Origin of the sequence: Streptomyces bugieae, assembly GCF_036352915.1 — a bacterium.
Classification (GTDB): domain Bacteria; phylum Actinomycetota; class Actinomycetes; order Streptomycetales; family Streptomycetaceae; genus Streptomyces; species Streptomyces endophytica.
This window is the reverse complement of the sequence record NZ_JAZBJP010000015.1, coordinates 16,314-39,681: the sequence shown is the minus strand read 5'-3', so window position 1 is coordinate 39,681 and position 23,368 is coordinate 16,314. Positions and strand designations below refer to the sequence as shown.

18 protein-coding genes and 1 pseudogene are annotated in these 23,368 nt (G+C 72.9%); 6 read left to right on the top strand and 13 right to left on the bottom strand.

Features of this window, described 5'->3' with window-relative positions:
• Positions 1-7: 7 nt before the first annotated feature.
• Entirely contained in the window at positions 8-412 is a 405-nt protein-coding gene (locus V2J85_RS22510; RefSeq protein WP_261954406.1) for a hypothetical protein, read from the bottom strand.
• Between the two features lie 1,057 nt (positions 413-1,469).
• On the opposite strand from V2J85_RS22510, the gene V2J85_RS22505 reads away from it, so the two are divergent.
• A complete protein-coding gene (locus tag V2J85_RS22505; protein ID WP_330822561.1) occupies positions 1,470-2,801 on the top strand; it encodes a D-alanyl-D-alanine carboxypeptidase family protein in 1,332 nt (443 codons plus the stop codon).
• 315 nt (positions 2,802-3,116) lie between these two features.
• Complete coding sequence (locus tag V2J85_RS22500) at positions 3,117-3,320, top strand: cold-shock protein (RefSeq protein WP_030416471.1); 204 nt, start codon at positions 3,117-3,119, stop codon at positions 3,318-3,320.
• Between the two features lie 90 nt (positions 3,321-3,410).
• On the opposite strand, the gene V2J85_RS22495 is transcribed toward V2J85_RS22500, so the two are convergent.
• The 3 genes from V2J85_RS22495 to V2J85_RS22485 all read right to left on the bottom strand — a co-directional run bounded on the left by V2J85_RS22495 (position 3,411) and on the right by V2J85_RS22485 (position 5,340).
• Positions 3,411-3,989, bottom strand: coding sequence for a GNAT family N-acetyltransferase (locus V2J85_RS22495; RefSeq protein WP_261954403.1), 579 nt, complete (start codon positions 3,987-3,989; stop codon positions 3,411-3,413).
• A 58-nt stretch (positions 3,990-4,047) separates the two neighbouring features.
• Positions 4,048-4,236, bottom strand: coding sequence for an antitoxin (locus V2J85_RS22490; protein WP_261954402.1), 189 nt, complete (start codon positions 4,234-4,236; stop codon positions 4,048-4,050).
• A gap of 78 nt (positions 4,237-4,314) precedes the next feature.
• On the bottom strand, positions 4,315-5,340 hold the full coding sequence (locus V2J85_RS22485; protein WP_261954401.1) for an alpha/beta hydrolase: 1,026 nt from the start codon (positions 5,338-5,340) through the stop codon (positions 4,315-4,317).
• A 230-nt stretch (positions 5,341-5,570) separates the two neighbouring features.
• Between V2J85_RS22485 and V2J85_RS22480 the strand changes: the two genes are divergently transcribed.
• A complete protein-coding gene (locus tag V2J85_RS22480) occupies positions 5,571-5,843 on the top strand; it encodes a hypothetical protein (RefSeq protein ID WP_261954400.1) in 273 nt (90 codons plus the stop codon).
• A gap of 24 nt (positions 5,844-5,867) precedes the next feature.
• Here V2J85_RS22480 and V2J85_RS22475 read toward each other — a convergent pair whose 3' ends face one another.
• The 6 genes and pseudogenes from V2J85_RS22475 to V2J85_RS22450 form a co-directional block, all read right to left on the bottom strand.
• Positions 5,868-8,912 carry an alpha-mannosidase gene (locus V2J85_RS22475; protein WP_330822560.1) on the bottom strand — a complete coding sequence of 1,015 codons (3,045 nt, stop codon included), beginning with the start codon at positions 8,910-8,912 and terminating at the stop codon, positions 5,868-5,870.
• An 87-nt stretch (positions 8,913-8,999) separates the two neighbouring features.
• A pseudogene (locus V2J85_RS22470) lies at positions 9,000-11,084 on the bottom strand (endo-beta-N-acetylglucosaminidase).
• On the bottom strand, positions 11,081-12,388 hold the full coding sequence (locus V2J85_RS22465) for a glycoside hydrolase 5 family protein (RefSeq protein WP_330822559.1): 1,308 nt from the start codon (positions 12,386-12,388) through the stop codon (positions 11,081-11,083). The pseudogene V2J85_RS22470 and the gene V2J85_RS22465 overlap by 4 nt, the downstream one beginning before the upstream one ends.
• Positions 12,389-12,436: 48 nt before the next feature.
• The gene (locus V2J85_RS22460) at positions 12,437-13,300 is read right to left on the bottom strand and encodes a carbohydrate ABC transporter permease (RefSeq protein ID WP_330822558.1); all 864 of its coding nucleotides are present in this window, start codon (positions 13,298-13,300) and stop codon (positions 12,437-12,439) included.
• A complete protein-coding gene (locus V2J85_RS22455) occupies positions 13,297-14,166 on the bottom strand; it encodes a carbohydrate ABC transporter permease (RefSeq protein ID WP_261954395.1) in 870 nt (289 codons plus the stop codon). Before V2J85_RS22455 ends, V2J85_RS22460 begins: the two co-directional genes overlap by 4 nt.
• Before the next feature lie 13 nt (positions 14,167-14,179).
• Positions 14,180-15,475 carry an ABC transporter substrate-binding protein gene (locus tag V2J85_RS22450; protein WP_330822557.1) on the bottom strand — a complete coding sequence of 432 codons (1,296 nt, stop codon included), beginning with the start codon at positions 15,473-15,475 and terminating at the stop codon, positions 14,180-14,182.
• A gap of 273 nt (positions 15,476-15,748) precedes the next feature.
• Between V2J85_RS22450 and V2J85_RS22445 the strand changes: the two genes are divergently transcribed.
• From V2J85_RS22445 to V2J85_RS22435, 3 genes are all read left to right on the top strand, one after another.
• The gene (locus V2J85_RS22445) at positions 15,749-16,840 is read left to right on the top strand and encodes a LacI family DNA-binding transcriptional regulator (RefSeq protein ID WP_261954393.1); all 1,092 of its coding nucleotides are present in this window, start codon (positions 15,749-15,751) and stop codon (positions 16,838-16,840) included.
• A gap of 502 nt (positions 16,841-17,342) precedes the next feature.
• Positions 17,343-18,860, top strand: coding sequence for an SDR family oxidoreductase (locus V2J85_RS22440; protein WP_330822556.1), 1,518 nt, complete (start codon positions 17,343-17,345; stop codon positions 18,858-18,860).
• A 73-nt stretch (positions 18,861-18,933) separates the two neighbouring features.
• Positions 18,934-20,376: a phytoene desaturase family protein gene (locus V2J85_RS22435; protein WP_330822555.1), complete on the top strand. Its 1,443-nt coding sequence runs from the start codon at positions 18,934-18,936 to the stop codon at positions 20,374-20,376.
• 49 nt (positions 20,377-20,425) lie between these two features.
• Here V2J85_RS22435 and V2J85_RS22430 read toward each other — a convergent pair whose 3' ends face one another.
• The 3 genes from V2J85_RS22430 to V2J85_RS22420 form a co-directional block, all read right to left on the bottom strand.
• The gene (locus V2J85_RS22430; protein WP_261954390.1) at positions 20,426-20,881 is read right to left on the bottom strand and encodes a spore-associated protein A; all 456 of its coding nucleotides are present in this window, start codon (positions 20,879-20,881) and stop codon (positions 20,426-20,428) included.
• A 248-nt stretch (positions 20,882-21,129) separates the two neighbouring features.
• Positions 21,130-22,002: a lysozyme gene (locus V2J85_RS22425; RefSeq protein ID WP_261954389.1), complete on the bottom strand. Its 873-nt coding sequence runs from the start codon at positions 22,000-22,002 to the stop codon at positions 21,130-21,132.
• 398 nt (positions 22,003-22,400) lie between these two features.
• The gene (locus V2J85_RS22420; RefSeq protein ID WP_261954388.1) at positions 22,401-23,057 is read right to left on the bottom strand and encodes a transglycosylase SLT domain-containing protein; all 657 of its coding nucleotides are present in this window, start codon (positions 23,055-23,057) and stop codon (positions 22,401-22,403) included.
• Positions 23,058-23,368 lie beyond the last annotated feature (311 nt).

Here is a 23,368-nt window from a genome sequence, read left to right as displayed (position 1 = left end):
CGGTCGCTCACACCGCGTGCGGCCGGGCCCAGGACGCCCGGCCGGCCGCCTCGATCCAGCCGATGACGGCCCGGACGGTGGCGTCGCCCAGACCCGCGATGTTCGCGACCGCGACCGCGTCCCTGGCCTCCGGCGCGATGCCGGCCGCGGTCAGCGCGGCCTGGAGGTCCGGCCGCCGGCGATCGGGCAGTGCCACCGGGCCCTGCAGCCGCTCCTCGGGACGCGGCGGCGGCAGCGGCCGCTCGTCGGCCCGCCAGGGCCCACCCGGCACCCGGTCCTCCGGGCGGGGCGGCGGCAGCAGCGGATCGAGCGGCAGCGCGAGGGTGTCCAGACGGTCCTCGGCGCGCGGCGGGGCGAGCGTGTAGTCCGGTGCCGCGCCGTACGGCGGGGGAGTGGGGTGGTCGAGTGGCATCGGGACCTCCACGGCTCGCGGGAACGGAACACTCTGTCAACTCTCCGGAAGCCGCGGAGGGCCCGCCCGGTTGCGCCGCACGCAGGGATTCACCCGATGGGACCACGCGGCACCGGCCGGGCTCGTTAGGGTGACCCGATGCCGTTCACCGACGCACCGGCGGCGCCGCCGGATCCGTACTGGAACCACAACGTGCACTACCACCGGCTGGTCCTGGACGCGGTGCCGGACGGCTGCGCACGGGCGCTGGACGTCGGCTGGCCGGTCTGCTCGCGCCCGGCGGCCGTCTCGTGGTCGTCGGGCTGGCGGCCAACGGAACGCCCTGGGACTGGCTCGTCAGCGGCGCCGGCCTCCCCGCCGCCTACGTCCAGGCCCGCCGGCACGGCGGCAAGTCCGGACCGCCCGGCATGCCGATCCTGGACACCGCCATGACCTGGGGCGAGGTCCGCCGCGCCGCCCGCGCCTGCTTGCTGGGCAGCCGCTACCGACGTCATCTGCTGTGGCGCTATTCGCTGGTGTGGGACAAACCACGGGGCGTTCCGCTGCGCTTTGCGGCGCCCCGCACGTACCCGTCTGTCCCGCCGCGGGGCTTGTTCGCCGTTGCGCCTGGTGGCGGGCGTTTGTGTGTCGGGTGCGGTGCCGGCCCTCCAGACTTCGTCCTCCGGTCCAGCCCCTCCCGTGAGTGGGAGTTGCTGAGCTGGTTGGGGGCGGGCCTGGTCTGTTGCCTGCGCGCATGTGGGCATTACGTGCACCCCCACCGTCCTTCACTTTCCCTCTCACGGGAGGGGACGGGCCGGAGGGGCCGGGTGTGTGGACGTAAAGCGTCAGCAGTCCACACAACCGGCCCCGGAGGTCCGTCACCGCACCCACAAACAACCCAGCCCGCCGCAGGCGCAACGGCGAACAACACCCGCGGCGGGACAGACGGTTACGTGGGAGGCGCCGCAAAGCGCGCAACGGCGAGACGACCCGCGGCGGGACAGCCAAGTACGTGGGAGGTCACCGGATGGCGTAAGCCAACCGGCGCCCCGCCCACCGCGTTCCTAGCGTGGGCCTCATGTCGAGCGCGAGATGGGCCCCCGTCAGAGCCGTGACCGTCGTGGCCGTTTGTGCCGCCGGGCTGCTGGCCGTGCCCGGTCCGGCACGCGCCGGTGGCGTGTGCCGGACCGTACGGGCCGATGGCCCGTACGGCATCGACGACCTGCGGGCCGGGGCCCGCCCCGCGGCCGACGCCGGGAACCGGCTGGACCGGCGCGGGGTGCAGTTCGTGGCCCGGGAGGACGTACCGGAGCCGCCGAAGGTCACCGCGCTGTCGTGGATGGTGACGGACCTGGGGAGCGGCAAGGTGCTGGCCGCGAAGGACGTCCACCGGCCGCTGCCACCCGCCAGTACGCTCAAGACGCTCTTCGCGCTGACCGTGCTGCCGAAGTTCTCCCAGGGGACGGTGCACACCGTCTCCATGGAGGACCTGGCCGGCATCGAGGCGGGCAGTTCGATGGCCGGGCTCAGGGAGGAGGTGCCGTACCACGTCGCCGACCTGTGGCACGGCGTCTTCCTCAGCTCCGGCAGCGACGCGGTGCACACCCTGGCCGCCATGAACGGTGGCTGGAACAAGACCATCGACGACATGCAGGAGACCGCGCGCCGCCTCGGCGCCCGGGACACCCGGGTGGAGTCCGCGGACGGCTTCGACACTCCGGGGCAGGTCTCCTCCGCCTACGATCTGGCGCTCTTCGGGCAGGCCGGGCTGACCAACCCCGACTTCGCGGAGTTCGCCGCGACGAAACGGGCCCAGCTCCCGCAGGGCGGCGGCCCGGACTCGTTCGGCATCCAGAACACCAACCGGCTGCTGGTCGGCTCGCACGGCGTGCGGCCGTACGAGGGACTGATCGGGGTGAAGAACGGCTACACCACGCACGCCGGCAACACCCTGGTCGCGGCCGCCCGGCGGGACGGCCGGACGCTGCTGGTCACCGCGATGAACCCGCAGTCCGGTGCCCCGAACGCGGTCTACGAGGAGACCCGGGCCCTGCTGGACTGGGGGTTCGAGGTGGCGCCCCGGGCCGCCGCGGTGGCCATGCTGCCGCGCGTCGCCCCGGGCTGGCGGGACGCCGGGGCCGGGCAGGTCGCCCACCGCCCGTCAACGCTGCACTCCCTGCACGAGGCCGGCGCCCCGGCGGACGGCGACGGCGCGGGGCGCCGGCGGTGGCTGCTGTCGTCGGCCGCGGCCGTCGGGATGATCGCGGCCGCCGGCCTCGGCACCGGGCTCTGGTGGCGCCGCCGCAAGCCGTGCACGGCCGCGGAAACGGCGGCAGGCGCGGCAGGGAAGGACCCGGAGGCGGGCCCGGCGGCGGGCCCGGAGAGGACCGCGGACGAGGAGAGGTCCTGATGGGTGGTCAGGCAACCGGACCCACCCGCCGGTCCCGCACACACATCCGATAGGTCAGGTATACGGAGGACATCGGATGGCCCTGGCCCGGTGAAGGGCGACGCGTCCGTCACGGACCTGCCGCCCGCCGGGCGTTGCTCGGTGTAGCGTCCTGAACAGCTGTCGTGGTTCCGAAGTACCGGGCGCCCGTGTCGCATTCACGGGCGTTCTTGCTGTGCGTGTGCGTGTGCGGTGCGTCTCCGGACCCAAGGCGATCACCTCCGGGTGCCGCAGTCGCGGAACCCGATCCGAGCCCCTTGAACGAAGGAGACAGATATGGCTTCCGGCACCGTGAAGTGGTTCAACTCGGAGAAAGGCTTCGGCTTCATCGCCCAGGACGGCGGCGGCGCCGACGTCTTCGCGCACTACTCCAACATCGACGCCACCGGCTACCGCGAGCTCCAGGAGGGCCAGAAGGTGACGTTCGAGGTCACCCAGGGCCACAAGGGCCCGCAGGCGGAGAAGATCCGGCTGGCCTGACCCGTCCGCACCACGCGGCGAGGGCGCCCGTTCCCGACCGGGGGCGGGCGCCCCTCCGCGTCCGGACGCGGTCCGCACGCGCCCGCGGCCTTACGGGCGGCGGTCGTTGAGGATCTTCTGGAACAGCCGGTGGTCGCGCCAGGCGCCGTTGATGTGCAGATAGTTCTCGGCCGTGCCGAACGCGGTGAAACCGCACTTCAGCAGCGTGCGCTGGGACGCGAGGTTGTCGACGAGAGTGCCCGCCTGGACGCGGTGCAGGCCCAGCTCGGCATCGGCCGCGGCGCAGACCGCGGTCACCGCGGCCGAGGCCAGGCCGCGGCGCAGCTGGCCCGCGTCGATCCAGTAGCCCAGGTGGGCATTGCGGAACGGGCCCAGCACGATCCCGGTCAGCGTGATCGCACCGACGACCTCGGGCTCCCCGGCACCGTCGTCCGGCCGCCGCTCCAGCACCCACGGCATGGCCTGCCCGGCGCTTCGCTCCGCGAGCAGTGCGTGCAGCCGGGCCGCCTGGCCGTCGGTGGTGAAGAACGCGTCGTCCCGGTCCGGCTCCCAGCGGCGGAGATGGTCCCGGCTGCGCCGGTAGGACCGGGCGAGGCCGGCGGCGTCCTCCGCCGTGACGGGGCGCATCAGGACGTCAGGGGTCAGCTGGGCGGACGACGCGGAGATCATCCGCACAGCGTACGGGCGGGGCGGCGGTCCGGCACCGCCCTTGGGAAAACCCGTTCGGTCAGCTCTGCGGCGGCTGGTTCTGATCGCGGCCGAGCTGGTCCCGCAGCTTGTCCTGTGCCGTGTCGACCTGCCCGGAGTGCTTGCCCTGGGTCTTCTCGTCGACGAAGTCGCCGGCCTTGTCCACGCCCTTGCCGGTCTGTTCCTCGTGACCCTTCAGCATCTGCTTGAGCTTGTCCATCACGGACATGGTGTGACCTCCTCGGGACGGCCCCCCGCCACTCCAGCATCACCCCCACTCAGGTGATCTGCATCCGCGCGCCCGGCGTCAGGAACGGCTCGGCACCGGGGCCTTCAGGTGGTCGCTGATGAACTTCAGGGAACCGTCGTCCATGCCCTTCTGGTAGTCCCAGGCGTTGTGCCGCCCACCGGGTATGAGCTGCAGCGAGGTGTGGATCGGCCCCTTGCCGTAGGCGTTGCGGAACTTCTCGATGGACCGGGTGACGGCTGGGGACTCCCGGGTGCCCGCCTGGAAGGCGAGGTAGACGTCCGGGCCGCCCTTCTGGAGCAGCCGCCGGGCGAGCTTTTCCGGGTTGTTGGCGTCCTTCTCCGCCTGGTGCCCGGCCCACAGCGGGGAGTCCGGCACGATGTCCGGCCCGCTGGCGATCGCCGCCTTGAACTTGTCCGGGTGCTTCAGCACGGACTTCAGCCCGGCGAAGCCGCCCGAGGACGAGCCCATGAACGCCCAGCCGTCGCGGGACCGGTAGGTACGGAAGTTGGCCTTCGCCAGGTCCACCACGTCCTCCGTCAGCCAGGTGCCCATCTTCTGCTGGCCGGGTATGTCGCTGGCGTCGTGGTACCGGGTGTCCGGGTTGAGCATCGGCATCACCACGATGAACGGCAGGCTCTTGCCCTCCGCGGTCCACCGGGTGAGGTTCTCCTGGAGCTTGATGTCGCCGCCGACCCAGTAATTGGTGACCCCGTCGGCGTCCTGCGGGCTGCCCAGACCGCCCGGCAGGGCGATCAGCACCGGGAATCCGCTCTTGGCGTACTTCGGGTCCTGGTACTCCTTCGGCGCCCAGACCCAGACGCTGCCGGTGACCCCGGACTTGCGGCCCTTCAGCGTGGTCCGGGCGATGTGCGTGCCGTCGTCCAGCGTCCGGGTGACCCGGAAGTCGCTCTTCGGGCCCGTCGGCATACGGGTGTCCGCGTCCACGGGCTTGACGGGCGCGGCCCCGTCGGGTTTGCCGCCGGCGTTGAAGTCGACCGGCTGCCCGGTCTCCGAGCAGCCGGTGAGCAGTGCGCAGGAAGCGACGAGGGCGGCCGCGAGCGCGACGGCGTAGGGGTGTTTCAACGGGGACTCCGGGGCGGTGGATCAACGGCACGTGCCCTTGCACGTGCTCATATAGAGGGAAAAGGGGTGGTGTGGGTTCCCTCGCCGCCGGGCCGGCCGGACGATGCGGCGCGGGGCTCCGGCGCGACCCCGTTCACCCGAACGGCCCCACGCGCCCCGGCCGGTTCCGCAGCAGGCGCCCCGGGAGCGCTCGACGGGCACGGCACCGCGGTCCGGCCGAGAATGCAGCGGTGAGCGAAGAACACCGCAGTGCCGAGGATCCCGCCCGCGCCGCACCGGGTGACGAGGAACGCCGGCTCGCCCGCAAGGCGCTGGCCGGCCGGGCGCGGGACGCGGCGGACCTGTCGTTGCTGATGGACATGCTGGACCTGGACCCCGGCCGGGACCCGGGGCGCGGCGCCGCGCACGCACCGGCGGCGGACCACGGCCGCAACCCCGGACGCGGGGCCCGGGCCGGCCGGGCCCGCTCCCTGCTGCGGCCTGATCGCGGAGACACGCCCTGATCCGTTCCCCGCCGCGACGACCGGCTACCGGCCGCCGCCCGCCCGGCGCAGTCGCAGCGTCACGATCTGGAACGGGTGCAGCCGCATCCGCACGGAGTTCCCCCGCCGGTCGAGCGCCGGACCGTCCTCCCACGGACGTTCCAGCAGATCGGTGGCGACCGCGCCGGCCAGCTCGAACCCGGTGGTGAGCACCGTGGCGGCGCGCCCGCCGTGGGCCTCGTGGAGGCGGACGACCACCTCGCCGCTCCCGTCGTCGGCGAGCTTCACCGCGGTCACCACCGTCGCGTCGTTGTCGACCGCGACCAGCGGCGGCACCGCACCCGCACCGGTGATCCGGCGTTCCGGCAGATTGATCCGGTGGCCCTCGCGCACCGCGTCGGCGATCCCGGCGCCGGGCACCAGCGCGTAGCGGAAACGGTGTCGGCCCTGGTCGGTCTCCGGGTCCGGGAAGCGCGGGGCGCGCAGCAGCGACAGCCGCACGGTCGTGGTGGTGCCGCGGTCGCCGTCGTCCCGGACGGTACGGGTCACGTCATGGCCGTAGACCGCGTCATTGACCAGCGCGACGCCCCAGCCCGGCTCCTCGACGTGCACGAACCGGTGCGCACACGCCTCGAACTTGGCCGCCTCCCAGCTGGTGTTGGTGTGCGTGGGCCGGTACAGATGCCCGAACTGGGTCTCCGCGGCGTACCGCTCCGCGTGCACGTCCAGCGGGAACGCGGCCTTGAGGAACTTCTCCGTCTCGTGCCAGTCGACCTCGGTGTCGACGTCCAGCCGCCGCTGCCCGCGCGCCAGCGTCAGCGACTGCTCCACCCGCGAGTCCCCGAACGTACGGGACACCCGTACCGTCGCGGCGTCCGGGCCCGCCGCCCCGAGGACCACCTCGTCCGCGTCCGTCAGATCGGTGACCACATTGCGGTAGAACGCGTCCACGTCCCACGCGTCCCACATGTTCGGGAAGTCCGGGTGGACCTGCAGCAGGTTCGCCGCCGCCCCGGGAGCCACCGTCTCGCGGCCGGCCGCCAGGTCGTACGCGGAGACCACCAGCCCGCGGCCGTCGATCCCGATCCGCAGCAGACCGTTGGTGAGCGTGAAACCACCGTCGTCGCGGGGCGTGACGGACACCTGTGGGCCCTCGGCCGACGGCGGCGCCAGCGCACCGGCCGCCACCCCGCTCCGGGCGTGCGGCGCGGAGTTCACCACCAACGCGGTGTCCCCGTCGCCGGCCAGTGCCGCCAGCGCCCCCGCGATCAGCCCCTCCAGCTCGGTGGCGACCGCCGCGTACGTCGCCGCCGCCTCCCGGTGCACCCAGGCGATCGACGAACCGGGCAGGATGTCGTGGAACTGGTGGAGCAGCACCGTCTTCCAGAGGCGGTCCAACTCCTCGTACGGATACGGGTGTCCGCGGGTCACGGCGGCGGTCGCCGACCAGAGCTCCGCCTCCCGCAGCAGCTGCTCGCTGCGCCGGTTGCCGCGCTTGGTCTTCGCCTGGCTGGTCAGGGTCCCGCGGTGCAGCTCCAGATACAGCTCGCCCACCCACACCGGCGCCTGCGGATACTCCGCCTCCGCCCGCGCGAAGAAGTCCGCGGGCTTCTCCCACACCACCGTCGGCGACCCGTCCAGATCGCGCAGCCGCCGGGCCCTGGCGACCATCTCGCGGGTGGTGCCGCCGCCCCCGTCGCCCCAGCCGGTCGGCGCCAGCGAGTGCCGGGCCACCCCCTTGTCCTTGAAGTTCCGTGCCGCATGGGCGAGTTCACCGCCCGAAAGCTGACAGTTGTAGGTGTCCACCGGCGGGAAGTGGGTGAAGATCCGGGTGCCGTCGATGCCCTCCCAGCGGAAGGTGTGGTGCGGGAAGGGGTTCACCTGGCTCCAGGAGATCTTCTGGGTGAGCAGCCATTTCGCGCCCGCCGCCCGGATGATCTGCGGCAGCCCCGCGGCGAACCCGAAGGTGTCCGGCAGCCACGCCTCCTCGTTCTCGACCCCGAACTCCTCCAGGAAGAACCGCTTGCCGTGCACGAACTGCCGGGCCATCGCCTCCGACCCCGGCATGTTGGTGTCCGACTCGACCCACATCCCGCCCGCCGGGACGAACCGGCCCTCCGCGACCGCCTTCTTGACCCGGGCGTAGACCTCCGGCCGGTGGTCCTTGATCCACGCGTACTGCTGCGCCTGCGACATGGCGTAGACGAACTCCGGCTCGTCCTCCAGCAGCGCCGTCATGTTCGACGTGGTCCGCGCCACCTTCCGGACCGTCTCGCGCAGCGGCCACAGCCACGCCGAGTCGATGTGGGCGTGCCCCACCGCGCTGATCCGGTGCGCCGAGGCCCCCGCGGGTGCCGCCAGCACCTCCCGCAGCTCCGAACGGGCCGCCCCGGCCGTCGCGTTGACGCGCTGCAGGTCCACCGCGTCCAGCGCCCGGCCGACCGCCCGCAGCACCTCCCAGCGCCGCGGACCGTCCACCGGGAGCTCCGCCATCAGCTCGTCCAGCACCTCCAGGTCCTGGACGAGCTCCCACACCTCGGTGTCGAACACCGCCAGATCCATCCGCGCCAGCCGGTACCGCGGCGCACTGCCCGCGGTATCCCGGTCGCCCAACCGGGTGGGCAGGAACGGGTGCACGTCCAGGATCACCGGGTTGGACGCGGCCTCCAGATGCCATTCGACGCGCTCCCCGCCGCGCACCGGCGCCCCCACCCGCACCCACTGGTTGCGCGGGTTGAGCGCCTTGACCGGGCTGCCGTCGGGCCGGTAGACCAGCGCCTCGCACTGGAACCCCGGCATCCGCTCGTCGAAGCCCAGGTCCAGCACCGCCTCCACGGTCCGCCCGGCCCACCGTTCCGGCACCTGCCCGCGGACCCGGAACCAGGTCGTGCCCCACGGCGCGCCCCAGGCGTCCCCCACCGCCACCGGGGTGTGCTCGGCGGCCAGCCCCTCCGCCACGCCCACCGGCTCACCGGGCGCGACCCAGGCCGCGACCTCCAAGGGGACCGACTCCGGATAGAGCGCCGGCCGGATGCGCTCGTCCAGGACCCGCTTGAGCCGGGCTTCGACCAGTACGCGATCGTCATGCATGGGAGGGGCTCCGTAGCGTCGAGAAGGAGAGGCGAGAAAGGGGAGGTGGGAGGGAGAGGCGAGAAGGAGAGGCGGAAGGGCGGGCGGTCACCAGGGGACGTCGGTGCGGGCCGGCGCCGAGACCGTGAACAGTTCGTGCACCGCGCGCACCTCCAGCCGGGCGGCCGCCTCGCCCGCGGCCCGCTCCAGCCCGCGGACGTAGTACGCCGTACCGCACGTACCGCCGAGGAACCGCCGGGCGCCGTCCGGAAGTTGGCGGTACAGCTCGTAGTGGCGCACCGGGCCGGCGGCCCGCTCCCAGCGCAGCCGCAGGGCGAGCGCGCCGTCCGTGGTGGCGCGGTCGGTGACCCGCAGCCCGGCGGGCGCGGCCGGCGACCCGGCGCGGTCGCGGATCGTCAGCGCCCCCAGCCGCCAGGCCACCGCACCGCCGCCGCGGCCGGTCAGCCGCACCCCCAGCGCACGGACCGTGCCCGGGACCAGCGGGCCGAGCCGCACGGTGTCGGTGCGCCAGCCGCCGCCCGGCTCCAGCGTGCCGGCCGGCAGGAAGGCGTACGGAGCGGGTTCGCCCGGCGCCGGCGCGTCCCGCAGGGCCACCGCCACCTCGACGGTCACCGGCCCCGACGACGGATCGAGGCGATGGGTGAGGCCGACCACCGTCTCCGCACCGGCCGGCAGCCGCGCCGGGAACAGCTCCAGCGTCGCCGGGGCGTCGAGCGCACCGCGCACCAGCAGACTGCTGCCGCCGCGCCAGGCGGCGGCGAAGTCCAGCGAGACCTCCGGGCGGGCGCCCGCGGTGCGTACCGCCCAGCGCCGCGGCGGCAGCACGTCCTGCAACCCGAGGTGGTTCCAGGGCGCGTCCGAGACCGCGCGCCCGCCGTCGTACCAGCGCAGCCCGTGCCCGGTGTTGAAGGTGGTGGCGAACGGCAGCGCGGTCAGCACCGACCGGTCCGCGACCACCGCGGCCGGCGCCCGCCAGCCGTCCCCCGCACCGCCCGGCACGGTCGGATCCAGTCCCTCGCCCGACCAGAACCGGTCGTCCGCGGCATGGAAGTCACCGGGCGTACGCCCCTCGGGCAGATGCGTCAGCGTCCACTCCGGACGGTAGAAGCCGTACGAGACGACGTGGTCGCGCCCGGCCGGGACGATCGCGTCCCAGTCCGTGCGGGTGTTCCAGCCGGCCGACTCGACGTCGACCCCGGCCCACAACTCGTAGCGGCTGCGGCCCAGTTGACCGGCGAGACGGCCCGAGTCCACGAGCGACCGGGCGGTCCAGCGGAAGTCGACGAACAGCGAGTCGGCGACCGGCCCGGCGGTGTCCTGGAAGAACGTCCGGTTGAGGTCGTTCAGCGCACCCTGCCAGCCGACCTGCCCGGTCCGGTTCATCGCGTCGTACCACGTGATGCGCAGTCCGTGCCGGGCGCCCGCGGTGCGCAGCGCCCGCAGGAAACCTCGCATGTCGTCGGCGAGCGCGGCGTCCCCGCCACCGGTCTCCGCGTTGACGAACCAGCCGTCGAAGCCGTACGCCGCGGCCACCCGAGCCAGCTTCGCGGCGAGCGGGAAGCGCCCCGCGGCGTCCTTCCGCACCAGGTCACGGGTCCAGCGCAGCTGCCCGCCGTAGGCGGCCGGCGGCAGGAAGACGGTGCCCAGGACGGGCACGCCGTTGCGGTGCGCGGCGTCCACCACCGGGGCGTTCGGCGCGAGGATCAGGCCCTCGCCGGACGAGCCGCCCCAGAAGACCAGCTCGTCGAGGTACGCCCAGTGCGTCGGCGCGTAGTGGTCCGCGGTCGCCGAGCCCTGCGAGGGATTGCCCGCGGTGTGGTCGAAGGCCGCCAGGGCGCTGATCCGGGCCTGCCCGGCGCGGGCCGAGGTGTTCGCCGGCACCGGCGTGAACCGCTAGGCGAGCGGCACCGTCGCCGTGTTGAACGGCAGGTCCCGGTCGGACCCGGGCGTCCACGCCGCGAGGCTGCGCCACACCACACCGTCGTCCGGCGTGCCCTCCGGCAACGAGTCGGGGAACCAGTACGACGCGTACGGCTGGAGCGGGTCCGCCGCGCGGGGGCGGCCGGCCGCCCGCGCACCGCTCGCGAAGGGCGGGCCGAACAGGGCGACCGCGGCGCCCGCCCCGGCCAGCAGCACACGACGGCGGGGGACGGGCAGCGGGCGGTGCGTCATGAGGTGCTCCTCCGGTGGGGAACGGACGGCGGCCGGCGACGCGCGGCGCGGGCGGAGCCGCCGGACGCACGCACCTCGTCGGGTGAAACGACCTCGGTGATGCCACGGGACGCCAAATGCTCCCGGTTCCCGGCGAGTTCGGCCAGTACGAGCGCCGGCCGGGCGCCCTGGGCGGCCAGCTCGGCCCAGGCCTCGAAGACCGGCCCGCCGGGTGCGCACACCGACCGGTGCGGCGCGGCGCCGGCCCCGCCCACGTCCACGACCAGCGCGCAGTTCCGCACCGGCGGCCGGTGCTCGCGGCCGCGCCACTCGGCGGCCAGTGCCGCCAGCGCCCGCCCGGCCGGCTTGACCGTGCGGTCGGTGCGGAGCAGCCCGAGCCCGTACTCCAGCTCCGGGAAGTCCGCGAGCGACCGGGACACGTCGTGCGAACACCACCACGTGACGCCCCACAGGTCCGGGCAGTCCAGGACGGCCGCGACGGTCGCCCCGGTGAAGTGCGCCGCCCGCTCCGCGGGGATGTGCGGCGCGGGCGCACCGACCTCCTGGAGCCACACCGGCCGGTGCGGGTCCGTCGCCCACGCCTTGGACAGCTCGACGAGATAGGCGGCGTGCTGCTCGGTGGCGGTGCCCGCCGGCCCGTGGCGCTGGGCGGTGCCGTTGAACACCCAGGAGTGCACGGCCGTCACGGCACCCAGCCGGGCCGCCTGCGCCGGGGTGAACGGATGGCCGTCGCGGTACCAGGCGGCGTCGTACGCGGCGTGCAGATGCATCCGGCCCGGCGCGCCGCGCTCGCAGGCCGCCAGCATCCGCTCCAGCCAGGCCGTGGCCTCCGCGCCGGTGATGTGGTCCGGGTCCGGATGCGGGCCGTCGGAGAACTGGTTGATCTCGTTGCCGAGCGTCATCCCGAGGAAGGCCGGGCGGTCCGCGAGCGCGGCCGCCAGCGTGCGCAGGTACTCCTCCTGGCCCGCCAGCACCTCCGGGTCGGTGAAGAGGTTGCGGCGGTGCCAGGTCCGCGTCCAGGCGGGCAGGAAGTCGAAGCTCGACAGATGCCCCTGCAGCCCGTCGACGGCGATGTCGAGCCCGCGTTCGGCCGCCGCGTCCGCGAGCTGCACCAGCTGCTCCACGGCGCGCGGCCGGATCAGCGCCCGGTTCGGCTGGAACAGCGGCCAGAGCGGGAAGACCCGGATGTGGTCCAGGCCCAGCGCGGCGACGGAGTCGAGGTCCGCGCGTACCGCGTCGAGGTCGAAGTCCAGCCAGTGGTGGAACCAGCCCTGGGTGGGCGTGTAGTTGACGCCGAATCGCATGGGACTCCTGGGGTCGAAGGCGGCGGGGATACGGCTCGGCCGGCGGGTTCAGCCCTTGACGGCGCCCTCGCCGACGCCGCGGAAGAAGGAGCGCTGGAGACAGGCGAAGAGCACGATCAGCGGCAGGACCGCGATGACGGTGCCGGCCGCCACCAGCCGCTGGTTGTCGGCGAAGGTGCCGTGCAGGAAGTTCAGCCCGATCGTCAGGGTGAACTTCGACTGGTCGCTCAGCACGATCAGCGGCCACAGGAAGTCGTCCCAGGCCCCCATGAAGGCGAAGATCGCCACCACCGCGAGGGTGCCCCTCACCGACGGCAGCGCGATCCGCACGAACCGCTGCCAGGCGTTGGCGCCGTCGACGAACGCCGCCTCCTCGACCTCGTACGGCAGCGCCGCGAAGGCATTGCGCATCAGCAGCACGTTCATCGCCCCGATGCAGCCGGGCAGCACCACCCCGAGCAGGGTGTTGTTGAGCTGCAGCGCCCGCATCGTCACGAACTGGGCGATCATGATGCTCTCGACCGGGACCAGCATCGCCATGAGGAAGACCACCAGCGCGGCCCGGCGGCCCCGGAACCGCAGCCGGGCGAGCGCATAGCCGGCGAGCGCCGCGCCCGCGCAGTTGGTGAGCACATTGGCGGTGGCGACCTTGAGGGAGTTCAGGGCGAAGTCCCAGACCGGGATGATCCGGGCGACGTCCGCGTAGTTCGCCAGCGTCAGCCGGTGCGGGACCAGGCTCGGCGGATAGCGGTAGATGTCCTCGCCGGGGCCCTTGAGGGAGGTGGACAGCTGCCAGAGGAACGGCCCGACCATCAGCGCCAGTACGGCGAGCAGCAGCGCGTAACGCAGCGCCAGCCGCCACCGCGGCAGTTGCCGCCCGGCGCGCGCGTACCGCGGCGCGGGCGCGCTCATGCCTCCTCCCTGCGGTTCGCGCGCAGCACCAGCAGCATCAGCCCCAGGGTGATCACGAAGACCACCACGGACAGCGCCGAGGCATAGCCGACCCGGCCGGACAGCCCGGTGCCGGCCTGCTGGACGAGCATCACCAGCGTGGTGTCCTCGCCGCCGGGCCCGCCGGTCGGGCCGGCCATCAGATAGACCTCGGAGAACACCTTGAACGCGCTGACCGACGAGAGCGCGGCCACCAGCACCATCGTGGACCGCAGCGCGGGCACCGTCACGGTCAGGAAGCGGCGCACCGCGCCGGCCCCGTCGACCGCGCAGGCCTCGTGCAGTTCCCCGGGGACGTTGGCCAGCGCCGCCAGATAAATGATCATGTAGTAGCCGAGGCCCTTCCAGACGGTGACCGCCATGGCGCTGAGCAGCAGCAGCCAAGGGTCGCTGAGGAAGCCGGCCGTCCCGAAGCCCAGCCCCTCCAGCAGCGCGTTGATCAGCCCTCGGTCGTCCAGCAGCCACACCCAGATCAGCGAGACCACCACGACGGAGGCGACCACCGGGGTGTAGAACGCCGCCCGGAAGAAGGCGATCCCGGGAATCTGCCGCTGCACCAGCAGCGCCAGCAGCAGCGGCAGGACCACCAGCAGCGGGACGACCCCGAGGACGTAGAGCACGCTGTTGCGCAGCCCGGTCCAGAACATCGCGTCGTGGATCAGCTCGCGGTAATTCGCGGCCCCGACGAACTGCCCCTCGGTGAGCGTGCGGGCGTCGGTGAAGGAATGCGTCACCGTGCTGAGGAACGGATACAGGCCGAAGGCGAGGACGATCAGCAGTCCGGGGGCGAGGAACAGCCAGGGACTCGCGGGATGATGCCTTGTCACGGCGGCCTCGGGCTCAGCCGGTCTTCAGCAGGCGATTGCACTCCGCGGCCGCACCGTCCAGCGCCGCCTTGGGCGACTGCTTTCCCTGCACGGCCCGGGCGACCGCATTGCGCAGCACGGTCTTCATCTGGTCACTCAGCAGCACCGGGGTGTAATTCACCGCGGTCGTGAGCGACTTGGCCGAGGCCACCCGCACCCGCGTCGCATCGGTGCCGTCCTCCTTGGTGAAGTACGGATCGTCCAGCGAGCCCTTGGTGCTCGGGAAGATCGTGACCTCCTTGGCGAACGCCATCTGGTTCTTCTTGTCGGTGACGAAGTGCGCGAAGGCCACCGCCGCCGGCTTCACCTTGCTCTGCGCGTTCACCATCAGGCCCTGCACGTACATATTGGCCTTACCGGTGTTGTTGGCCGCGTCGGTGATACCGATGTGCCGGTAGAGACTCGGCGCGTCCTTCTTGAAGTTCTGCAGATCGAGCGCGCTGCCCGGGTTCATGGCGACGGACTGCTGCTCGAACTTCCGCCCCGCCGATTCGGCCTGTGCGGTCAGCGCCTGGGAGTCCAGCGCCCCGGCCGCGTACAACTCCCGGTAGTGGCCGAGCAGTTCGACGCCCTTGGGCTCGTTGAAGGTGAACTCGGTGCCGCGGGTGTTCATCAGCCGTACGCCGTACCGGCCGAAGTCCTCGATCGACGGCGTACTGGCGAGCATCGCTATCCTCCGGCCGCTCTTCCTCGCCATCGCCACCGCGTCCGTGAAGAGCTGGTCATAGGTGGTCGGCGGTGCGTCCGGATCCAGTCCGGCCTTCCTGAAGAGCTCCTTGTTGTAGAACATCGGGCCGGTGTTCAGATACCAGGGGAAGGCGTAGACACCCGGCAGGCCCGGCATCTCATGGCTCTTCCAGGCCCCGTCGAGATATTCTCCGCGGTATTTCCCGGCTGCCTTTTCCAGGTCGAGCGCGAGCCCGGCCTTCGCCAGCGGATAGGCGAGATCCGGTGATACGTTCACCACGTCCGGCAGGGTGCCGCCGGCCGCGTCCGCGCTGAGTTTCTCCGGATATCCCTCGGCCGGCTGGTCGATCCACTTCACCCGGGCGTCCGGGTACGTCCGCTCGAAGTCCTTGATGAGCCCCTCGAAGTAATTCTTGAAATTCGCCTTGAGGTTCCAGGTCTGGAAGGTGACCTGGCCCTCGACCTTCCCCGAGGCGCTGCCCCCGGCTCCGCCGCCGGATCCGCACGCGGTCAGGGTGAGCGCCGAGAGGGCCAGGACGACGGCCGCGGCACCGGCTCGGCGGGGAATGGTAACTCTGCGCATGGCTGGCGGCTCCTCTGCTCGGACCAGACCGCAGGAAAATGCCGCGCACCGGCCCCGGGAGAGAGAGTTCCAGGCCGTTTCGGCGGGTATTCCGCAGGACCTCGGGCGACGACGCGGCAGACGCTACTAATGCGCTTTAGTGAGTGTCAATACCCGTGCTGCGGACGGGACTTCGCGAGGCGCGGCGAGGGGATTGGCACACGTTTGACACACCGCCCTGCCCTGATCAGACTGAGGCGCACTAATGCGGTTCAGCGCGAGGAGAGCCCGCCCATGACAGCGCCCGGTGGGGCCGCCCGCCACAGGCCGGCGCGCCGGCCCACGATCAAGGACATCGCCCGCCGGGCCGGGGTCTCGGAGAGCGCCGTCTCCTTCGCGCTCAACGACCGGCCGGGCGTCTCCGACGACACCCGCGCCCGGGTCCGCCGGGTCGCCGAGGAACTCGGCTGGCAGGCCAACTCCGCCGCCCGCGCCCTCTCCGGCGAACGCGCCGGCGCCCTCGGACTCGTCCTCGCCCGCCCCGCCCGCACCCTGGGCGTCGAATCCTTCTTCCTGCAACTCGTCTCCGGCATACAGGAAGTGCTCGCGGCCCGGAAGATCGCGCTGCTCTTCCAGGTCGTCGAGGACCTCGACACCGAGTGCGCGCTCTACCGCCGCTGGTGGGCCGAGCGCCGGGTGGACGGCGTCCTCGTCGTCGACCCCCGCACCGACGACCCCCGCCCGGAACTCCTCGCCGCGCTCGGCCTGCCCGCCGTCGCCATCGGTGGCCCGGCCGGCCCCGCACCGTCGGACCAGGAGCCGGACACCGCGCCGCCACCGCTGCTCCCCACCGTCTGGGCCGACGACGCCAAGGCCATGGCCCGCGTCCTGGACCACCTCCACGGCCTCGGCCACCGCCGGATCGTGCACGTCGCGGGCCTGCCCGGCCTCGCCCACACCGCCCGCCGGATCCGCTCGCTGCGCACCGAGGCGGCGCTCCGCGGCCTCGACGAGCGGCAGGTCCGCTCGGTGACCACCGACTACTCCGACGCGGAGGGGGCCGAGGCCACCCGCCGCATCCTGGACGACCCCCGGCCGCCCACGGCGATCATCTACGACAACGACGTGATGGCGGTGGCCGGCGCCTCGGTGGCCGCCGAGCGCGGCATCCCCGTCCCCGCCGCGCTGTCGATCGTGGCCTGGGACGACTCCGCGCTCTGCCGGGTCACCCACCCCCGCCTGACCGCGCTGGTCCGCGACACCCCCGGCTTCGGCCGACTCGCCGCCCACGAGCTCCTCACCGTCCTCGACGGCGGCCCGCCGCGCACCGTCCAGGGCGAACTGCCCCACCTGGAGGCCCGGGAGAGCACCGGGCCCTGCGAGTGAGGGTCGCCCCGCACGTACTTGTCCGTCCCGCCGCGGGGCTTGCTCGCCGTTGCTCCCCCACTGCCTGAAGGGCGTGGGAGGTACCCCCATGCGGCGGGCGTGGTTCCGTTCACTGCCTGTGCGTAGGACTCCGCGCACCCCCACCGGCCGTTCCCTTTCCTCCTACGGGAGGGGCTGGACCGGAGGACGAAGTCTGGAGGGCCAGAACCGCACCCGACAACCACCCGGCCCGCCGCAGGCGCCACGGAGACCAGGCCCGACGGCGGCACAGACGGGTACGTGCGGGGCGCCGCAAAGCGCACAACGGCGAGCGAGCCCCGAGGCGGGACGGACAGGTACGTGGGAGGCGTCGCGAAGCGCAGCGCCCCGCGGCGGGACGGACAGGTACGTGGGAGGCGCCGCGAAGCGCAGCGCCCCGCGGCGGGACGGACAGGTACGTGGGAGGCGCCGCGAAGCGCAGCGCCCCGCGGCGGGACAGACTGGTACGTGAGGAGGTCCATCCATGGCCGACACCGGCGCCCCCGCAGCACCGCGCGCCCTGGTCACCGGCGCCACCGGCTACCTCGGCGGCCGCCTGGTGCCCGAGCTGCTCGCCGCCGGATACGCCGTCCGGGCGCTGGCCAGGACCCCCGAGAAGCTGCGGGACCACCCCTGGGCCGGCCAGGCGGAGATCGTCCGCGGCGACGTCACCGACGCCGGCTCGATGCGCCGCGCGCTGGCCGGCGTCGACGTCGCCTACTACCTCGTGCACGCCCTCGGCACCGGCCCGCGGTTCGAGGAGACCGACCGGCGGGCCGCGCGGATCTTCGCCGAGGAGGCCCGCGCCGCCGGTGTACACCGCATCGTCTACCTCGGCGGACTCACCCCGCGCGGCATCCCCGAACGGGACCTCTCACCCCACCTGCGCTCCCGGTCCGAGGTCGCCGACATCCTGCTGGCCTCCGGTGTCCCCACCGCCGTGCTGCGCGCCGCGGTCATCATCGGCTCCGGTTCCGCCTCCTTCGAGATGCTGCGCTACCTCACCGAACGGCTGCCGGTCATGATCACGCCGAGCTGGGTACGCACCCGCATCCAGCCCATCGCCGTCCGCGATGTGCTGCGGTACCTCGTCGGCTGCGCCCGGCTCCCCGCCGACGTCAGCCGGACCTTCGACATCGGCGGCCCGGACATCCTCACCTACCGCGACATGATGCAGCGCTACGCGCGGGCGGCGGGCCTGCCGGAACGGCTCATCCTGCCCGTCCCGGTCCTCACCCCCCGCCTGTCGAGCCTCTGGATCGGCCTGGTCACCCCCGTCCCGCCGGGCATCGCCCGGCCCCTGGCCGAGTCGCTGCGCCACGAGGTCGTCTGCCACGAACACGACCTCGCCCGCTACATCCCCGACCCGGACCCGCCGGGCCACCCGCTGCCCTTCGACGACGCGGTGGACCTGGCGCTGCGCCGGGTGCGGGACGCCCAGGTCACCACCCGCTGGTCCGGCGCCGCCGTACCGGGCGCGCCCAGCGACCCGCTGCCCACCGACCCCGACTGGGCCGGCGGCAGCCTCTACACCGACCGGCGGGAGGTCACCGTGAACGCCCCGCCGGAGACGCTCTGGCAGGTCGTGGAGGGCATCGGCGGGGAAAACGGCTGGTACTCCTTCCCGCTCGCCTGGGCGGTGCGCGGCGTGCTGGACCGGCTCGCCGGCGGTGTGGGACTGCGCCGCGGCAGACGGGACGCCGGCCGCCTCCGGGTCGGCGACTCGCTCGACTTCTGGCGGGTCGAGGCGGCCGAGCCCGGGCGGCTGCTGCGACTGCGCGCCGAGATGCGGCTCCCCGGCCTCGCCTGGCTGGAGATGACGGTCGCCCGCGACGCCGAGGGCCGCACCCGCTATGCCCAGCGGGCGCTGTTCCATCCGCACGGGCTGACCGGCCATGCCTACTGGTGGTGCGTCGCCCCCTTCCACGCCGTGGTGTTCGGCGGCATGGCCCGCAACATCGCGGCCGCCGCCGAGGCCGCGGCCGCCGCCCGCCCGGCGTGAACTCCGCACCCCCGCACGTCGGTTGCGCACCCCACCCGCACCCCGCCGGCTCCCTGCTTGGCATGCTGGCGGCATGACGAAACGGGCGGGACGGGAACGAGACGCGGCGGTCGTGGTGGGCGCCGGACCGAACGGGCTGGCCGCGGCGGTGACGCTGGCACAGGCCGGACTGAAGGTGACGGTCTTCGAGGCGGCGGACGAGATCGGCGGCGGCGTCCGCAGCGGTGAGCTGTTCGCCCCCGGCCTGCTGTTCGACCACTGCTCCTCGACGCATGTGATGGGCGCCGGCTCGCCGTATCTGCGCACGCTGGACGTCGCGGCACACGGGCTGGAGTGGTGCTGGCCGGAGATCGACCTCGCCCATCCGGTCGACTCCGGTGGCGCGGGGGCGCTGTACCGGTCCCTGGCGCGGACGGCGGACGGGCTCGGCGCCGACGGTCCGGCGTGGCGGCGGCTCTTCGGGCCGCCGGCCGCCGACGCCGAGGTGCTCACCGACGCCGTCATGAAGCCCCTCCTGCGGGTGCCCCGGCATCCGGTCCGGCTCGCCCGCTTCGGGCTGCGCGCCCTACAGCCCGCCACCGCGCTCGCCGGCCGCTTCCGCACGGAGGAGGCCCGTGGCCTCTACGGCGGGGTGGCGGCGCACCTCTTCGGGCCGCTGAACGGGCCCGCCGCCGCATCCGTCGGACTCATGATCATCGCGGCCGGCCACCGGTTCGGCTGGCCGGTCGCGAAGGGCGGCTCCGCGGCCATCGCCCGCGCGCTGGCCGGACTCCTCACCGCCGCCGGCGGCCGGATCGAGACCGGCGTGACGATCCGCTCCCTGCGTCAACTGCCGCCCGCCGCAACGGTGTTGCTCGACCTGGCACCGGCCGCCGCGGCCGCCGTGATCGGCGACCGGCTGCCGCCCCGGGTACGCCGCGCCTACACCCGCTACCGGCACGGCCCCGCCGCCTTCAAGCTCGACCTGGCGGTCGAGGGCGGGGTGCCCTGGCGCGCCGACGCCTGCCGGCGGGCCGGCACCGTCCACCTCGGCGGCAGCTTCGCGCAGATCGCGGACGCCGAGCGGCAGATCCACCGCGGCCGGATGCCCGAGCGCCCGTTCCTCCTGGTCTCCCAGCAGTACCTCGCCGACCCCGGCCGCTCCGCCGGCGACGTCCACCCGGTCTCCGCGTACGCCCATGTGCCGCACGGCTACAACGGGGACGCCACCGCCGCGATGCTGGCGCAGTTCGAGCGGTTCGCCCCCGGCACCCGCGAGCGGATCGTCGGACTCACCGCCACCTCGACCGCCGAGCTGGAGCGCGGCAACGCCAACTTCGTGGGCGGCGACATCATCGGCGGCGCCAACACCCCGCTGACCCTGACGATGCGGCCGCGGATCGCCCTCGACCCGTACGCGACCGGGGTGCCGGGGGTGTACCTCTGCTCGGCGTCGACCCCGCCGGGCGCCGGCGCCCACGGGATGTGCGGCCACAACGCGGCGCGTTCGGCGCTGCGGGCGCTGGGCGTGCACTGACGGCGGTCCCCGGATGGGCTGCCGGGGACCGCCGTCGGCCGCCGCGCGGTCAGCGGCGGTGGGTGACCACGCCGGGCGCCATCCGGCCGCAGTTGGAGCCCGAAACGCTGACGCTCACCGTTTCGATCGCGCCGCCCCAGTCCACGCACCGGCCCTTCGCCGGGAGATACACCGGACCGGCGTAGGTGGTGTATTGCCCGCTGTCGTAAACCCAGTCGGAACTGCCGTCGGTGGCCGTGAGATACGTGTAGACGTACACCGGCTTTCCGGGGCTGTTCCGCACGGTCACGACACAGTTCTTTCCGGTCTTCGCGCTGTACGTCAGGTACACGGTCCCCTTTCCGGTGACCGGTACGGAATTCACCACACGGTAGCCGCTGCCACAGGCCCCGTTGTACGCGGCGGTGGCGGTCGGTGCGGCGGTTGCGGTGGTCGCCGTGGCCATCGTGGCGAGTCCGGCCACGGCGAGTACGGCAGATCCTGCGATGGCACGTGAACGCTTCATGGGATTACCCCCGTCGAGTGGGTGCGTCGCGTGGTCATTTCGCAGTGTTGGACCCGGAGCGGCCCACGAAGGTTGTAGCGCCGCGGGAATTGCCCGTTGTTCGAATCGAGTTGTCGATGCGGTGTGCTGCGCGGGCTCCGGTGAGCCGGTGCGCCGGTGCGGCGCCGGACGACGAGCGGCCGGTCCCCGGCGCCCGATCACGGGGCGCCGGGGACCGGCCGGAAGCTTCAGCGGTGCGTGGGGGAGGGTCAGTCGTCGTCGTCCTCGCCGTACGCGAGGACCTTCAGCCGGCTGAAGGGGCCGTTGAAGCGGTTGCGGTCACCGACCGGGTGTCCGGAGGAGGTGTGCTGCCAGATGCTGTGGTACCGCCAGCCGCCCGGCAGCGCGCCGACGGAGGAGCCGTAGCGCGGGATCCACAGCGGATTGGTCCGGCCGAACTTCCCTGAATTGCCGGTGCACCGCTTCCACCAGTTCGTGGAGGTGTAGATGACCGCGTCGCGCCCCGTCTCCTCCCGGTAGGTGCGCGCGAAGTCGTGGATCCAGCTGACCATTGCCCTGGCGCTCTTGCCGTAGCAGGTCGCGCCGTAGGGGTTGTACTCCATGTCGAGCGCGCCGGGCAGTGTCCTGCCGTCCCGGGACCAGTCGCCGCCGTGGTGGGCGAAGTAGCGCGCCTGGGTGGCGCCGCTGGAGTGGTCGGGCAGGGCGAAGTGGTAGGCGCCGTGGATCATCCCCGCGTGGTAGGAGCCCCGGTACTGCTGGGCGAAGTACGGGTTGGTGTAATTCGTCCCCTCGGTGGCCTTGACATACGCGAAGCGCACCCCTGACCTGCGCAGGTGCGACCAGCCGACGTTGTGGTTGTGGCTGGAGACGTCGACCCCGGCCACCGCCCTCCTGCCGTACGACGCCCGCGGCTCGATGCCGCCGGCCCGGTCGCCGCCCTCGTGGAGCGCGATGGTGGAGCCCATCCAGTCCTCGTCGGGGTGGGCGGGTCGCTTCGCGGCATCGGTCGCCGTGGCCGATCCGGGCAGTGCGAGGGGCAGAGCGAGCACGGAGAGGAGAGTAACGAGCGTTCCGGCCGTGGCGACTTTACGGCGGGCCGGACCGGATCTGCGCAAGGGCATCGCATGCCTCCGAGGCCTTCGGTTGAGTCAGGTACGGCAGGATTTGAGCAGAATTCTGCCGATAAGAGACTTATACGCAGAACTGCCTGACTCCATGACTCGACAGGCCGTCAGTCCGCCGTCCGGCCCCGCATCTCACCCGTCCGGCGGGCAGGAACGGTCACCCTGGCGTCCGGGCCGGTGACCGGACGGAACGAAGCGGTGCCCGGACGGAACGAAGCGGGCCCCGGCTGTGCCGGGGCCCGCTCCGCGCGCAGCGGCGAACGCGCCATTCCGCCGCTTCGCAAGCTGCTCCTCATGACGAGCCGGTCGGGCCCGCGTTTGTGATCCGTCTCTCCCGTGACCTGGTGGTCCGGTGGGGCCGGCGGTTCCGCCGGCGACGGCTCGGCGCCGTCGGCTCAGTAGGCCGAGTTGACGTTGTCGATCGAGCCGTAGCGGTCGGCCGCGTAGTTGGCGGCGGCGGTGATGTTGGCCACCGGGTCGGTCAGCTTGTTGGCCGTGCCGGCGACGTGGTAGCGGTCGAAGGTGGGCTGGATCACCTGGAGCAGGCCCTTGGAGGGGATGCCGTTGATGGCGTTGATGTCCCAGTCGTTGACGGCGTTGGGGTTGCCGCTGGACTCGCGCATGATGTTGCGGTGCAGGCCCTCGTAGGAGCCCGGGATGCCCTTGGCGTGCATGATGTCGAGCGCCTCGCGGATCCAGCCGTCGAGGTTGTTCGGGTAGTCCTTCACGGCCTTGCGCTCGGTGGAGCGGTTGGCGGCCTGCTGGGCGGTGTGCTGCTTGGCGACGGCGGTCACCTTGATGTGGTCGGCGACCGAGGCGGTCACCGGGCGGCCGGTCTTGGCGTCGTCGGCCTTCTTGGCCGGCAGGCCGTTGGCGCTGACGGGCTTGACCGCGGCCGGAGCGTGCTCAGACGCAGCCTGTGCGGTGTCCGGGGCGGAGGTGAGCGCCAGACCCGAGGTGGCACCCGCGGCGGCCAGAACGGCCACGGCGACCTTGTGGGTACGGGTGATGCGGGTCATACGGACAGCGCGGGGCAGGGTGAAGCTGGGCATGCAGAGTGACCTCTTCCAGGTACGGGATCGGGGAGCGGCCTTCTTTGGCGGCGCGTTGCGCACCGGAGGTCTTTGCCGCGTTCGCCCTCGGGGCGTTCACCGCGACTCGCTCTCGGCGCGTCGGAATCCATGTTTAGCGACGGTCCGGAATCGAGGCAATGGTGCTCTGTACTACCCATCTTCGTGAGAAAACCCGGCTCCCTGAAGTAATGAGCGTTTCCCACCGCGTTGACCTGGAATAGCGGCGGTTTCCATCGACTAGGCATGGTCGTAAGTGACGTACATCGCGTGCCGCGGGTCACCTGGAAGCG

Excerpts from the sequence above, each read along its gene's own strand:
- V2J85_RS22490 (WP_261954402.1), bottom strand. The coding sequence starts at position 4,236 with ATGTCCGTGATGGACAAGCTCAAGCAGATGCTGAAGGGTCACGAGGAA.
- V2J85_RS22465 (WP_330822559.1), bottom strand. The coding sequence starts at position 12,388 with ATGCGATTCGGCGTCAACTACACGCCCACCCAGGGCTGGTTCCACCAC.
- V2J85_RS22505 (WP_330822561.1), top strand. The coding sequence starts at position 1,470 with ATGTCGAGCGCGAGATGGGCCCCCGTCAGAGCCGTGACCGTCGTGGCC.
- V2J85_RS22430 (WP_261954390.1), bottom strand. The coding sequence starts at position 20,881 with ATGAAGCGTTCACGTGCCATCGCAGGATCTGCCGTACTCGCCGTGGCC.
- V2J85_RS22510 (WP_261954406.1), bottom strand. The coding sequence starts at position 412 with ATGCCACTCGACCACCCCACTCCCCCGCCGTACGGCGCGGCACCGGAC.
- V2J85_RS22475 (WP_330822560.1), bottom strand. The coding sequence starts at position 8,912 with ATGCATGACGATCGCGTACTGGTCGAAGCCCGGCTCAAGCGGGTCCTG.
- V2J85_RS22460 (WP_330822558.1), bottom strand. The coding sequence starts at position 13,300 with ATGAGCGCGCCCGCGCCGCGGTACGCGCGCGCCGGGCGGCAACTGCCG.
- V2J85_RS22420 (WP_261954388.1), bottom strand. The coding sequence starts at position 23,057 with ATGCCCAGCTTCACCCTGCCCCGCGCTGTCCGTATGACCCGCATCACC.
- V2J85_RS22440 (WP_330822556.1), top strand. The coding sequence starts at position 17,343 with ATGGCCGACACCGGCGCCCCCGCAGCACCGCGCGCCCTGGTCACCGGC.
- V2J85_RS22425 (WP_261954389.1), bottom strand. The coding sequence starts at position 22,002 with ATGCCCTTGCGCAGATCCGGTCCGGCCCGCCGTAAAGTCGCCACGGCC.
- V2J85_RS22450 (WP_330822557.1), bottom strand. The coding sequence starts at position 15,475 with ATGCGCAGAGTTACCATTCCCCGCCGAGCCGGTGCCGCGGCCGTCGTC.
- V2J85_RS22500 (WP_030416471.1), top strand. The coding sequence starts at position 3,117 with ATGGCTTCCGGCACCGTGAAGTGGTTCAACTCGGAGAAAGGCTTCGGC.
- V2J85_RS22435 (WP_330822555.1), top strand. The coding sequence starts at position 18,934 with ATGACGAAACGGGCGGGACGGGAACGAGACGCGGCGGTCGTGGTGGGC.
- V2J85_RS22445 (WP_261954393.1), top strand. The coding sequence starts at position 15,749 with ATGACAGCGCCCGGTGGGGCCGCCCGCCACAGGCCGGCGCGCCGGCCC.
- V2J85_RS22495 (WP_261954403.1), bottom strand. The coding sequence starts at position 3,989 with ATGATCTCCGCGTCGTCCGCCCAGCTGACCCCTGACGTCCTGATGCGC.